This window comes from Sphingobacterium spiritivorum (assembly GCF_016725325.1).
Taxonomy (GTDB): Bacteria; Bacteroidota; Bacteroidia; order Sphingobacteriales; family Sphingobacteriaceae; genus Sphingobacterium.
This window is the reverse complement of sequence record NZ_CP068083.1, coordinates 1,067,922-1,082,197: the sequence shown is the minus strand read 5'-3', so window position 1 is coordinate 1,082,197 and position 14,276 is coordinate 1,067,922. Positions and strand designations below refer to the sequence as shown.

At 37.2% G+C, this 14,276-nt stretch carries 13 protein-coding genes; 7 read left to right on the top strand and 6 right to left on the bottom strand.

From position 1 onward, the window contains the following. The first annotated feature begins 128 nt into the window (after nt 1–128). From I6J02_RS04510 to I6J02_RS04480, 7 genes are all read left to right on the top strand, one after another. Nucleotides 129–1,247, top strand: a complete 1,119-nt coding sequence (locus tag I6J02_RS04510) for a lactonase family protein (protein WP_201680635.1) — start codon at nt 129–131, stop codon at nt 1,245–1,247. A gap of 61 nt (nt 1,248–1,308) precedes the next feature. Further along, on the top strand, nt 1,309–1,842 hold the full coding sequence (locus tag I6J02_RS04505) for an RNA polymerase sigma-70 factor (protein ID WP_201680634.1): 534 nt from the start codon (nt 1,309–1,311) through the stop codon (nt 1,840–1,842). Between the two features lie 148 nt (nt 1,843–1,990). Then, the gene (locus I6J02_RS04500) at nt 1,991–3,175 is read left to right on the top strand and encodes a FecR family protein (RefSeq protein ID WP_236582285.1); all 1,185 of its coding nucleotides are present in this window, start codon (nt 1,991–1,993) and stop codon (nt 3,173–3,175) included. 106 nt (nt 3,176–3,281) lie between these two features. After that, entirely contained in the window at nt 3,282–6,914 is a 3,633-nt protein-coding gene (locus I6J02_RS04495; protein WP_201680632.1) for a SusC/RagA family TonB-linked outer membrane protein, read from the top strand. A gap of 12 nt (nt 6,915–6,926) precedes the next feature. Beyond that, nucleotides 6,927–8,522: a RagB/SusD family nutrient uptake outer membrane protein gene (locus I6J02_RS04490; protein WP_201680631.1), complete on the top strand. Its 1,596-nt coding sequence runs from the start codon at nt 6,927–6,929 to the stop codon at nt 8,520–8,522. Between the two features lie 2 nt (nt 8,523–8,524). Next, nucleotides 8,525–9,427: a putative zinc-binding metallopeptidase gene (locus tag I6J02_RS04485; protein WP_201680630.1), complete on the top strand. Its 903-nt coding sequence runs from the start codon at nt 8,525–8,527 to the stop codon at nt 9,425–9,427. 5 nt (nt 9,428–9,432) lie between these two features. Further along, complete coding sequence (locus I6J02_RS04480) at nt 9,433–10,293, top strand: DUF4302 domain-containing protein (RefSeq protein WP_201680629.1); 861 nt, start codon at nt 9,433–9,435, stop codon at nt 10,291–10,293. Between the two features lie 592 nt (nt 10,294–10,885). Here the strand turns inward: I6J02_RS04480 and mnhG are convergent. The 6 genes from mnhG to I6J02_RS04450 are packed head-to-tail and all read right to left on the bottom strand — an operon-like array spanning nt 10,886 to nt 14,275. Further along, entirely contained in the window at nt 10,886–11,251 is a 366-nt protein-coding gene (gene mnhG / locus I6J02_RS04475) for a monovalent cation/H(+) antiporter subunit G (protein WP_201680628.1), read from the bottom strand. After that, nucleotides 11,244–11,519 carry a monovalent cation/H+ antiporter complex subunit F gene (locus tag I6J02_RS04470; protein ID WP_003000626.1) on the bottom strand — a complete coding sequence of 92 codons (276 nt, stop codon included), beginning with the start codon at nt 11,517–11,519 and terminating at the stop codon, nt 11,244–11,246. Before I6J02_RS04470 ends, mnhG begins: the two co-directional genes overlap by 8 nt. Beyond that, on the bottom strand, nt 11,516–11,992 hold the full coding sequence (locus tag I6J02_RS04465) for a Na+/H+ antiporter subunit E (RefSeq protein ID WP_201680627.1): 477 nt from the start codon (nt 11,990–11,992) through the stop codon (nt 11,516–11,518). The genes I6J02_RS04470 and I6J02_RS04465 overlap by 4 nt, the downstream gene beginning before the upstream one ends. Before the next feature lie 12 nt (nt 11,993–12,004). Next, the gene (locus tag I6J02_RS04460) at nt 12,005–13,507 is read right to left on the bottom strand and encodes a proton-conducting transporter membrane subunit (protein ID WP_201680626.1); all 1,503 of its coding nucleotides are present in this window, start codon (nt 13,505–13,507) and stop codon (nt 12,005–12,007) included. After that, nucleotides 13,504–13,860 (bottom strand): Na+/H+ antiporter subunit C, encoded by a 357-nt coding sequence (locus I6J02_RS04455; RefSeq protein ID WP_201680625.1) that lies wholly within the window; start codon nt 13,858–13,860, stop codon nt 13,504–13,506. Before I6J02_RS04455 ends, I6J02_RS04460 begins: the two co-directional genes overlap by 4 nt. Nucleotide 13,861: 1 nt before the next feature. Then, nucleotides 13,862–14,275, bottom strand: coding sequence for a Na+/H+ antiporter subunit B (locus tag I6J02_RS04450; protein ID WP_003000617.1), 414 nt, complete (start codon nt 14,273–14,275; stop codon nt 13,862–13,864). Nucleotide 14,276: the final 1 nt, after the last annotated feature.

Genomic DNA, 14,276 nt, shown 5'->3' with positions numbered 1-14,276 from the left:
AAAAATAATTGCCATATAACATCGAGGAAAGTTATCTTTATCCAACGTTAGTTTTTACAAAAGGCTAAATTACATATTTGGTTAGGATGAGTCATTGACATTTAACCAATTTTAACAAATCATAACTTATGAATACTTTAAGAACCTGTCTGATACCAATGATCTTTTTATGTGCTCTATTAATACCTTCTGCAGGAATCGCCCAGACAAATGTTCCCCTTTTTGTAGGGACATATACGCAGCCGGGAAAAAGCAAAGGAATATACATATATGATTTTAATCAAAAGAGCCGGCAAGCTAACCTGCTGAGTACAACCTTTTGTAACAATCCCTCCTTTTTGGCAAAAAGTAAAGATGGAAAGACCCTTTATGCGGTAAGTGAAAAGAATGATGGTACAGAAAGTCTTTCCGCTTATCATTTTGACGGGAAACAATTAACATTTTTAAACAAAGTAAATGTGGGAGGAGCGGATCCCTGTCATGTTTCCCTGAGTCATACTGATCCAATTGCCGTTGTTTCAAACTATTCAGGTGGGTCTTTCGCAGTTTTCAGGTTGAATACCGATGGAAGTATTGCTTCGAGAGATACTCTTGTGCAGCATAGTGGCAAAGGAGCGGACCCTTCCCGCCAGGACAAGCCGCATGTACATTCAGCATTCTTTGCTCCGGATTTTAAGTCTGTATTTGTGCAGGATTTAGGTACTGATCGAATCAGTATTTATCCTGTAAAGCAAACTAATGGAGTCTACGGTGTAGGAGTACCTTCTGTCATCCATACTCTGGCTGGGGGCGGGCCACGTCATATCGCTATTGCTAAAGATGGCAAGTCATTTTATCTGGTCACAGAGATGACAGCAAAAGTTGTTGCATATGCAAAGAAGAAAGATAAATGGGAAGTTATACAGGAAGTCGATATAAACAGAGCCGGATTTACTGGAGGAAACGGTGCTGCAGATATAAAGCTTTCTCCGGACGGAAAATTTGTGTATGCTACTAATAGAGGAGATGCAAATGTAATCACTGCTTATAAAGTTTTAAAAGACGGAAAGCTAATAGTTGTTGATACATATAATGTCGGAGGTAAGGGGCCACGTAATTTTAATTTTTCTCCTGACGGCCAGTCAATTCTGATCGGAAACCAGTCTACAGATAACGTAACGCTATTTAAACGTAATATCGCCAAGGGTTCGTTACAGAAAGTAGAACCCGATCTAAATATTTTTTCTCCGGTCTGTATTGTTTTTTGAGAGATATTTGGTAGCTTGCTTTAACAATTGTTAACAACCTGGATATTTTTGAAGAGGGATTATGAAAAGAGAGCCTAACGAATATATATTCAAAAAATATTATCCTCGCCTTTGTCATTTTGCGTGGAAGCAGCTTGGAGTTAAATCTCAGGCCGAAGATGTCGTGCAGGATGCTTTCTGTGCTTACTTTAATCAACAGGAAAATGTATCAAGTGAAGAGCATGCTATAAAAAACTTTTTGTACACCGCTGTTCGGTTTTCTTGTTACAATATTCATCGGAGAGAAAAAATTCAACAACGTTACTGGATGCTCAACCCGATCAAAGAAGAAGAGGAAAGCCAGGTGGAGCACTCTCTTATTTTTTCGGAGGTAATTGCAGATGTTTATCGCGTCGTTGCTGAGATGCCTAAATCTTGTCAGCATGTTTTCCGTATGGGCTATCTTGAAGGTCTTTCTAACCTGGAAATAGCCGAAAAACTCGATATTAGTGTTAATACGGTAAAAACTCAGAAGCAAAGAGGAATGAAAACACTATTAGCCAAACTGGATCCGGAGCTTTTGGCTGTTTTTCTTCTTTTGTTCAGTATTAAATAATCCTTTATTTTATTTGATTAAATCACTTTTTTCCTAATTATTTCCGGAAAACTTCTCCTTATTTACATACCCCTAACAAAAAATTAAAATTATTTTAACTTCTTGTCACCCTTTTATGCCATGAATGTTTCTATATATATACAACGTTATGAAAAGAAACCATTTTTATACTAGCCAATTAGTCAAAAAGTACCTCAGAAATCAGCTTTCTGAGCAGGAAACTATTGATTTCAGAGAATGGATGGCTTCTGATCATAAGAACAGAGATTTTGTTGAGACATTTAAAAATTCGGAGACAATAGAGGAGGATCTTAATTTTATACATGATGTAGATGTAGATGCAGCGTGGGATAAAGTAAACGCAAAGCAGAGAAAAAAGTATAAACCAAACTATTATATCTATACCGCTGTTGCGGCACTTCTGGCTATTTGTTTTTCTTTATCATGGATCTGGTTAAATCAGCAGGGTGAAGATGTTGCCCATAAGTCTATTGTTGCTGATACCACCGGCAAATACAAAAATGATGTTCTTCCGGGTACAAGTGGCGCACATCTTATTCTGGCAGACGGAAGTCATGTGGATGTGTCGGATACAAAAACAATTTCCAAAGATGCTAAAGTGGAAGGCAGTAAAGACGGGATACGGTATGTAGATGCCGGAGCTGCAAAATTGATGGTCTATAATACGCTTGTAGTACCCAAGGCCAGTTTTTTTAGAATTGAGCTTTCAGATGGTACTAAGGTTTGGGTTAATGCAGTTTCGAAATTGAAATTTCCTGTTCAGTTCTCCGGAAATGAACGTAGAGTCTACTTAGAGGGAGAAGCTTATTTTGAAGTTGCCAAAGATGCTTCGAGACCTTTTATTGTAGAGGCAGGTGGAAATTCCATAAAAGTACTCGGTACACACTTTAATGTGAATTCTTACTCAAAAGCAGTAAAAACTACTTTGGTAGAAGGAAAAGTAGAAGTGTCTAATGGTGAAATGAGTACACTGTTATTACCTGGAGAATCAGCATTATCTACAGATCAATCGGTTAAAAAATCGAAATCAGATTTTAGAAAAGAGCTTGCCTGGAAAAATAATGAATTCTATTTTAAAGGAGATAATATAGCCTATATAGCAGCGGAATTGTCCAGATGGTATGATTTGGATGTTTCGTTTATTGGTCAGATCGAATTTGATAAAGGATATTCGGGAAGTATAGAAAGAAATGTCAACCTGAGTCAGGTCTTAGAAATGCTGCGTTACGTTAGTCATCTTGACTTTGACGTAGATGGAAAGAAACTAACAATTATTAACAAACATATAAACAGAAAAACTATGGAAAAATGATACTCTAAGTTGAAAAAAAACAGGGATGTTGCAGCACCCCTGTCCATGAATTAATTAGGAACTGAAATTAAGTGAACTAACCCAAATTACCCAATTACTCAAATGTATGAAAAACTTATTATTTCGCAAACAGCTTGATTCGCGTCAGGAAAAAGCTCGTTTGCGCCAATTATTACTAACCATGAAAATTACGGTTATACTATCATTGGTTTTTATGACTTGTGTACATGCTGATAGTGTGGCTCAGAAAGTATCCCTGTCATTGAAAAACGCAAAATTGGAGGAAGTGTTTTCATCCATCTCTAAACAAACTAAATACAGATTCTTGTATGAAGATGAGGTGATTAGAAATGCTAAGCCCGTAAATGTAGACTTAAAAGGTGCTTCTGTAGAGAGCGCACTTTCTAATGTTCTGAATAGCTCTGACTATTCTTTTAAAATAATTGCAGGAACAATTACTGTTAATAAGATTACACCTGTAGCAAGTCGGAATCTTGATATTCAAAGACCTGTGACCGGAACAATCAAAGATGAGAATGGCAGACCACTTGCCGGAGCAACAGTTTCTGTAAAAGGTTCTTCGACTTCAACAAGTACTAATGATCAGGGATTTTTCTCTATCAATGCAGCGTCTAATGCTACTTTGGTAGTTCGTTTTGTCGGATTCAATCCAAGAGAAATCAGTGTATCAGGACGTTCTTCTATAGAAATACAATTATCTAATGAAGATAAAGCTTTAGAAGAAGTCGTTATTACAGGTCTTGGAGCCAAGATAGATAGAAGATTATTTACAGGAGCGACTGCCAAGGTAAATATGGAAGATATTGAATTGGGAGGTTTGCCTGATCCATCCAGAGCATTGGAAGGTAGGGTTGCCGGTGTTATTGTTCAGAATACAACAGGTACATTCGGTACGGCTCCTAAGATCAGAGTACGTGGTGCAACATCTATTTATGGTAATTCAAAACCTTTATGGGTTATTGACGGAATGATTATAGAGGATGTAGCAGATGTGGGTACTGATGATTTGTCTTCTGGTGATGCTATGACATTGATCAGTTCGGCTGTAGCTGGTCTTAACGCTAATGATATCGAATCTTTTCAAATCTTAAAAGATGGTTCAGCAACTTCTATCTATGGTGCACGTGCCATGGGAGGGGTTATCGTTGTAACGACTAAAAAAGGTAAAGCAGGTGTAAATTCATTCAACTATTCAGGTGAATATACTTTTAGACAAAAGCCTTCTTATAGCACATTCAATATTATGAATTCGCAGGAACAAATGGCGTTTTACCAATTCTTAGAACAAAGAGGTTGGCTGAATATGTCTAATGTTGTTTCTCGCTCTGAAAGCGGTGTTTATGGAAAGATGTACGATCTGATTAATTCAGGTCAATTAGAGAATACAGAGGCAGCCCGTAATGCGTATCTACGAGAGGCAGAGTATAGAAATACAAATTGGTTTGATCAATTGTTTGATAACAATGTAATGCAAAATCATTCTTTGAGCATGAGATCTGGTACCGAAAAAGCACAATATTATACCTCTATGAGTGCTGTAGTTGATCCGGGATGGGCAAAACAAAGTAAGGTAAAGAGATATACAGCTCTCCTTAATGCATCATACAGTTTATTAGATAATCTTAAATTATCCCTCAATTCAAACGGATCATACAGAGATCAGCGAGCTCCGGGTACATTAGGTAGATCTACAGATGTGGTATCGATGGAAGTAAAACGTGATTTTGATATTAATCCATATGCTTATGCATTGAATACGTCAAGAACATTAGATGCTAATGATTTTTACCGCCGGAACTATGCTCCGTTTAATATTCTTCATGAATTAGAGAATAATTATATGGATATTGATGCTGCCGACATAAGATTTCAGGGAGATCTTAAATGGAAAGTGATTAAGTCTGTGGAATTGGGAGTGTTGGGTGCCGTAAGATATCAACAAGCATCTCAGCAACATCATATAAAAGATCAATCTAATCAAGCCTTAGCATATCGTTCTGCGCCAACTACTTTTATACGTGATGCTAATCCATTCTTGTATACGGATCCAACAGACCCTTATGCAGTACCTGAAATTATCATGCCTGCGGGAGGTATATATAATCGTACTGATAATAAGATGATGTATAATTTATTCCGATTTACAGCAGAATATAATCAGACATTCCAGGAAAAACACAGAGTGTATGTTTTTGCCGGAGCTGAAACTGAAGCAACTGAAAGAAATAACAACTGGTTCAGAGCCTGGGGACTTCAATATGATTTAGGGGAGATTCCTTTTGTTGATTACAGAATATTCAAAAAAGGTCAGGAGCAGAATACAGATTATTATTCTATTAGAAATACCAGAAACAGACAAGCTGCATTCTACGCTACAGCAAATTATTCTTACGATAATCGTTATTCCATTAATGGTACCTTCCGTTATGAAGGAACAAACCGTTTGGGTAGATCCACAACAGCAAGATGGATGCCGACATGGAACGTTTCCGGTTTATGGAATGTTCATGAAGAACAATTCTTTAAGGATTTGGAATCTCCCATCAGTAATTTGGCATTCAAAGGATCTTACAGCTTAACCGCAGACAGAGGGCCTGCATTCGTAACAAACTCTAAAATTATTATAAAAAGTTATAATCCTTGGAGACCTAATACCTCAGATAAAGAAAGTGGTTTAGAGATTGAAACATTAGAAAACTCAGAATTAACGTATGAGAAGAAATATGAGTTGAACTTAGGAGCTTCATTAGGATTATTTCAAAATAGAGTATCTGTAGATGTGGATTATTACACCAGAAACAATCATGATCTGATCGGTCGTATTCCTACTCAGGGATTAGGTGGTGAGATCCTTAAATATGGTAACGTTGCGAAAATGAAATCCCAAGGTCTTGAGGTTGCAATTGGAGCTACTCTAATTAAGAATGATAATTTTAGCTGGATATCAACGCTTAACTATACAAGAGCTACCAATAAAGTCACTGACTTCTTAAGTAGAAGTACAGTTTCTGAATTGATCTCCGGAACAGGCTTTGCAGTAGAAGGTTATCCTGTACGTTCGTTGTTCTCGATTCCTTTGAATCGTATTTCTCCAAACGGACTTCCAATTTATAATTATGTTAATGGGGAGGAAACAACTACTGGTGTTTATTTCCAAAAGAGAGATGAGTTGGATTTCTTAAAATATGAAGGTCCTACAGATCCAACAGATGTCGGAGGTTTTTCCAACGTATTTAATTACAAAAACTTTAAATTGGATATCTTCCTGACCTACTCGTTTGGGAATGTTGTGAGATTAGATCCTGTCTACAGAACAGCGTATACAGACTTAAAGGCTACAACTCGTGAATTCTGGGATTCATGGTCTGCTCCAGGAGAGGAAAACATTACAAATGTTCCTGTTATTATTGATAACCGTTTTATTAGAAATAATAGTGAGTACTCTTATGCTTATAACGCCTATAATTATTCAACAGTAAATATTGCTTCAGGAGATTTTATACGATTGAAAAATGTTTCATTATCGTATTCTTTACCTAAGAATATTGCAAACTCCTTTAAACTGTCATCTTTAGGAATAAGATTTAATGCAATTAACCCATGGTTGATTTATGCAGACAAACGTTTAAATGGTCAGGATCCTGAGTTTGTTAACGCAGGAGGTGTTGCTTTGCCAATTGCAAGACAATATACCTTGACACTTAATTTAGGACTTTAATTCTTTATTGAAATGAAAAAAAGAAAATTATATATATTAACTGTTCTAGGTATTTTGGCGATTAATACATCGTGTGAAAAATTCTTAGATCCTCTTCCGGATAATCGTGCGGAATTGAACAGTACAGAGAAAATTTCGAAGATGTTGGTTTCCGCTTATCCACAGACAGCCTACGTTGTTCCGGCTGAATGGGCATCTGATAATACAGATGAGCAGGAAAACTTAAGTGCTTACTCCGACAGGTTCTCAAATGAAATTTATAATTGGCAACCAAGTACAGAAGTCGGTAATAACGATGGTATTGATCGGTTGTGGAGTTCCTCTTATTCATCAATCGCCAGCGCGAATGCTGCATTACAAGCTATTGAAGAAGCAGGTAGTCCAGCAAGTCTAAATGCTCAGAAAGGTGAGGCTCTGGTTGCGCGTGCATATAACCACTTTATATTGGTCAATATGTTTGCACAGCATTATGCTAAAGATTTTTCATCTTCAGATCTGGGAGTTACCTATATGACTAAAGGTGAGACTATACTCAATCCTAAATATGAACGTAATACTGTACAGGAGGTTTATGACTTTATTATTAAGGATTTAGAAGAAGGAATCCCTCTTATCAGTGACAATTCTTATGCTAATAGTAATGTTGCAAAGTATCATTTTAACAAAGCAGCAGCCAATACATTTGCTGCGAGAGTTTATTTGTACATGGGAAATTGGGAGAAAGCGCAGCAATATGCATCATTAGCATTGGGTGTTAATCCCGCAGATCTGACAAGAAATTATGCTTACATTGCTTCATTTGGAACTACATGGGGCAACGTAGCCCGCGAATTCAATGCAAGTAGCGACAAAGCAAATCTTTTAATTGCGGCGCCTGTTTCTGCAATGGGCGTGGAGTTTGGTCCATATGGAGGGCCTTCAAGTCAAGCGAGATACTCACATGGCTGGTTGATCGGTAATACAGAAGGTCCTTTTGCTAGACCTCCCTACAATAGTGTAGGTCTTTCCGATACGCAATATAGAATCCGTACATTTAGATATTCTTCTGCTACGCTGTATCGCTTTTTGTTTCCTAGAGTTACCTATATGTTTGAAGTGACAGATCCAATTGCAGCAACTGGATTTTGGAGAGGGGTATTTACGCCGATTACTTCAGAGGAAGCGCTTTTAACAAGAGCTGAAGCAAATATTCATCTGAAAAAGTATAGTGAGGCCTTAGTAGATATGCAACTATGGGCAAAAAATACGATCACTCCTACGTACACGATGACTGAAGCTACTATAAATACGTGGGCGAATAGTTTTAATTATTATACACCAACAGCTCCAACTCCTAAAAAGAAGTTTAACAATCCTGATTATGTTATTGATCCTGGAACTCAGGAGAATATGCTCCATGCAGTTTTATTCATGAGAAGAGTTCAAACTCTTCATACAGGTTTACGTTGGTTCGATGTAAAACGTTATGGTATTGAAATAAACAGACGTGTAGTGAATGGTTTAAATATTATTTCTGCACCAGACCTTTTAAAAGTAAGAGACAATAGAAGAGCATTTCAATTACCAGTTGACGTAATTGAAGCAGGTTTAACCCCTAATCCTAGATAATAATGAAAAATTTTAGAACTATAATATTACTTTCTTTGGCAAGCTTGTCTCTCTTCAATTCATGTGAAAAGAGTGATAAGTTAGATTCAAAAAGTGTATTTGTTGACTCTGATAAACCAAAGAATGCGTTAGATAATTATATCTATGAGAATATAACTAAACCATATAATATTCAGATTTTATATAAATATGTGGATAGAGAATCAGATGTAAACTATCATCTGGTTCCTGCGACTTATGACGGTTCTGTTCGTTTGACAAAACTGTTGATATATCTGGGAACGGGACCTTATGATCAAGTTACTGGAAGTAAGCAGTTTGTAAGAGATAATTTTGCGAGATTATTCAATTATATTGGTAATGTGGCTGTACAGAATAATGGTAGTGTGATTTTAGGAACTGCAGAAAATGGAGCAAAGATTTCATTGTATAATGTTATTAATCTGAATGCAACCTCAGGTCTTAATCAGGCATTCTTAAATCAATATTACTTTAAAACAGTTCATCACGAAACGCAACATATTTTTAACCAGAGAAAGCCGTTTCCAACAGGCTTTAATGAGATAACTGGAACAGCTTATGTAGATGATGCGTGGAACCAAGTTTGGGCAAGTTCTGGTGCAGCTATTGCCGCAGGATTTATATCAACTTATGCTTCAAAGGCTCCAACAGAAGATTTTGCAGAATTATATTCTTTTTACATTACCAGATCTCAGGCAGAATTTGATGCTATGTTAAATGTTACGGGATCTACAGCTGCAGGTAGAGCTTTGATTGCTAGTAAACTGACTATTGTGAAAAATTATATGAATTCAGAATGGGGAATTAATATGGATCAATTAAGACAAGTCATTTTGGACCGTTATGCTAACTTGAATTCATTTGATCAAACAACATTAAATTAAAAATAATGAAATCTACAATACTTACTATAGGAGCAGCTTTACTATTATTAGTTACAGGTTGCGATAAAAAAAGAGATCGATTATTCGATGAGAGTCCAACTGTGCGTTTGAATGAAAGTGTAGATAATGCTTATGCAGTACTTCAATCTAATCCTAGCGGCTGGTTAATAAAGTATTTTCCGAATGCTACACAGGATTTTGGGGGATATACTCTTTTTGCCAAATTCACTACATCTGTAAATGTTGAATTGCAAGGAGATTTTAGTTATGTTAACTTACCTACATCAAGAATCTCTACAGATCCAAACAGTAGTTATATGGTATATCCAGGTGCTGGACCAATCTTAACCTTTGATACTTATAATTCTGCAATTCATTACTTTTCACTTCCAGGTCAATTTATGACCAATGCGACTCTTATTGGTCTGGTAGATGGTGGATACAAAGGAGATTTTGAATTTTTAGTAGTAAAAGCTACTGCCGATTCAGTCATCTTGGAAGGAAGAAAAACGTATAATAAGATTGTAATGTTGCCAATCGGAAATTCAGAAGCAGCAACTATTGTTCAGGCGCATAAAGATGCTGTAACAAAGTTTCATGCTTATGGTGCATATTCATTTGAGGTCGCTGGAAAAACATTGGCCGCAACTTTTCCAAATACAACCACAAAACGTGCACTAAGAATATCGGGTAACACAACAAATTTTGCATATAGATATACTCCAACCGGATTAGAGTTCTATAAGGATTATACGATAGAAGGTGTCAGATTTAAGCAGCTAACATATGTGGCGCCAACTGGTTCCTATACCAGAGGTTACTTCGAAAATGCGGAGAAAACTTTAAAATTAGTGCCCGGAAGTTAATTAGAGTAAAGCTTTCCTGTTGTTTTGAGTCGGCAGGAGAGTTTTATATGTTTATTAATAATGGCCTTCCCGGAACTATCCGGGAGGGCTTTTTTTAAAACATTTATTAGATTGTAATACTTACCAATTATTATGGAAAATCAAACATATCTGAAAGATAGGAATAACCGGAAATCAAAGCTGGTTTTTTGGGGCTCTGTGGCTATATTGACCTTTTTTGCAATTACGGTCTTCGTTTACGGATCACTATTATATTTGCCGGAATGGATAATTGTATTGCATAGTATAGCAGACCAGCTGGTCCGAATTCCTGCAATTCTTGGATGTTTCATTCTTTTGGGAATCTCGATTTACTATATCATATTTAAAAAACAATATTACTATCGCTGGTATTTTAATGTGCTGTATAACATTTTCAGTATCGCTCTAATATTTTTCGGAGATTATTTTATGATCTGAAAAACAGCTGTTTCCGAAATATCTGTGATCATTAGAAAAGTTTAAGGCAGTCATATAAAGATGCTTCTGATCTTTTTTGAAGAATCTTTATATTGTATTTTATGAAAATGGCTTCTTATCAATAAAGAGACACTTATTTATCTTCCTCTTCTCCCTTTAGCTGATGTGTCTCCTCATCATATTTTCCTTTAAGGTCATCTATAATTGTACCTTTCCAAAGTTTTGCCCCTGTAATGTAAGCTGCTCTGCCTATCATATGTGCAGCAACAGGAGCTGTTAATATTAAAAAGAAAGTAATAGCGATAGCCTTGGTTGTCACCGATACATCGGGAAAGATAATCGCTGCACAGAGCAGGAAAAAACCTACCCCTAATGTAGCGGCCTTTACCGTAACAGACAGACGTAAATAAAAGTCCGGCATACGCAGAATGCCAATTGAAGCAAATAAAATGGCTAATGCACCTATAGTGCTGAATATGGCTAAAAATATATCAGTCATGATGATCTTTTTTTTCAAGGTAATATGAAAAGGCTACTGTCCCTAAAAAGGCAATCAGAGCGAGTATAATAGCGACATCCAGGAGTACCTCCTGTTGTGTACGTATACTGTAAACTGTAATAATCCCGATTCCAATGGTGATGATCAAATCTAAGGCAATGACCCTATCTACGACATCAGGACCCTTAAATAAACGAATAAACGTTAAGATGACCGAAATAGTTAAAATCGGAAGAATTACATAATCGAAATAAGTATTTAGCATCATCTGATAATCTCTAATAATCGTCTTTCAAATCCATTCTTAAGCTGAGCGATAAATTTATCTTTATCCTTGAGGTACATCACATGAATATATAAGGCAGACTTATCGTCGCTGATATCCAGAATCAATGTTCCCGGAGTAAGGGAAATAATGGTAGCCAGCAAGTTAATCTCAAAATCTGTTCTTGCATTTAGCGGATATCGGATGATCCCCGGTTTAAAAAAATACTTTGGTGTAATTACATCATAAGCAACCTGAATATTAGCCACAATCATCTCGTAAAGAAAGTACAGGACAAAGCCTGCCGTTTTGGGTACACGGTAGAAATATCTTTGATCCGTTTCATTGATATTCATAATCCACAGGATAAAGAATCCCAGGAGAAAACCGAAAAGAAAATTTGTATAATACATGGAACCTGTCAGTGCTATCCAGATAAAGCAAAGCAGCAGGTTCATTAAAAATTGTTTTATCATATCAATTATCTTTTATTTGCCCAGTACGGCCTGTATGTATGGGCGTGTATCTAACATTTCAGTAGCAATCTTATCCGAAACCTTTATAATAGCTTCAGCGTTCAGGCCGATATACAAGGATACTCCTGCCAGAAGTGCTATCGGAGCCACCAGTAATATCTTTTTATACAATGGCAAAGGCTCAAATTTGTCCTCAATCTCAGTTTCATTATCAGGTTTTTTCCAGAAAACTTCGCTCCACATTTTGGCGATAACATATAGCGTAATAAAGCTTCCTAAGATAACTGCCCCTATAAAAGCATAGTTTTGCAGCCGGAAGGCATCCTGAATAAGATAAATCTTAGGCCAGAAACCTGACAGAGGAGGAATACCGACGAGTGAAAAAAGTACAATGCCAATCAGCAACGATATCTTTGGATATTCTGCATACAAACCACCGATCTTTTTCATATCCATCGATCCTCTTAATTGCCTTATCAGTCCCGCAATGAGGAACAGATTTGTCTTGACCATAATATCATGTATCAGATAAAATACAGCGCCCATCAGGGCGAGTTTGCTGAACATCGCCAGTCCTCCCACCATAAATCCGATATGACACACAATCAGATACGAAAATAACCTTCGGATATTTGTTTTTGTCATCGCCCCTAAAGCTCCTGTTACAATGGTCAGAATTGCCAATGTTAGAAGCAGGTTCTTCATAAAAGGACTGGGAATAAATATGAGACTGTAAATGCGGAACATGGCATATATACCAACTTTAGTCAGTAATCCGCCAAATGTTGCGGCTACGGCAGACGGGGGAGTATGGTAGGATGATGGAAGCCAGAAATACAACGGAAATACAGCTGATTTGATCCCAAATCCGATAATGAAAAAGGATGATGTAATACCTACAAGCGTCTGATCTTTGACATTCGGAATTTTCAGTGCCAGATCTGCCATATTAAGGGAGCCTGTGATGCCATATAAAATCCCAATCCCCGTCAGGAAAAAAGTAGAGGCCAGAATATTCATCGCCATATACTTTACGGCGCCTTCCAGTTGGGCTTTTCGCCCACCCAGAGTCATTAAGACAAAAGAAGAGATAATGATCACTTCAAAATAAACATATAAGTTGAAGATATCCCCTGTCAGAAAGGCTCCGTTAAGACCCAGTATCAAAAAATGAAAGATCGGGAAATAACCATAACGTATACGCTGACGGCTGATACCTGTCGCAGAGAATATAGATACTGCCAGGCAGGCTATAGAAGTCAGAAGTACTAATGTCGTGCTCAGTGTATCCGCTACGAATACTATTCCGAATGGCGCATCCCAGTTTCCGGCACTCATTGTTAAAATAGGTCCATCATATACTCTTGCAAAGAGTTTGATAGCTGCGGACAGTCCCAGAGTACTCCCCAAAATACTCAATACACGCTGTGTCACTGTTTTCCGCCAGAATATAAGTTGAGTTATGGCGGTAAACAAATGAATAAAAACAGGAGCTAGTATGTAATTGTCAATCATATATCGTCTTCTTCTGGCGTATTTAAATCATCTAAATCATCACTGTTTATCAGCGCATATACTCTTTTGAGCAGTACAATGGCAAAGGCTGTGAGACCGAAACTGATAACAATAGCGGTCAGGATCAAAGCCTGAGGTATAGGATCTGCATAGATTTCATTGAATATACTCAGATCCGGATCAATAACAGGAGGCTTTCCCTTCGTAATGTTTCCTAATAGAAATATCAGAATATTCGTACCATTGCCCAGCAACATAATCCCCAATAATAATTTGACCATACTTCTCCTCAGGATCATATATACTCCTGCGGCATACAGCAGACCGATCAGTACAACAAGTATCAACTCCATATCAGTCTGTATTTAAGGCTATGGTAAACAAAATAGTCAGTACGACGCCAATAACAACAAGATAAACGCCGATGTCAAAAAATAAGGCTGAACCGATCATACCGATGACGGGAATCTTTTGCTCAATCCAAAGCCCTGTCATTGGAGGTTTACCGAAGAGCAGCGGTGCGACCATACTAAGACTGGATATCCCCAGGCCGATAGGGATCAGGGAAAGAGGTTTGTAACGAAGTATTTTCATGGTTTGCTCTGTTCCGTAAGCAAAGCTATGTAATACAAAAGCTATCGATGCCACAAGGCCACCCACAAAGCCTCCTCCGGGAAAATAGTGCCCTCTCAATAAAAGAAAAACAGAAAACAACAATAAGATAGGAAGCAAATATTTGGATGCTGTCTGTAAAATTATACTTTTCATA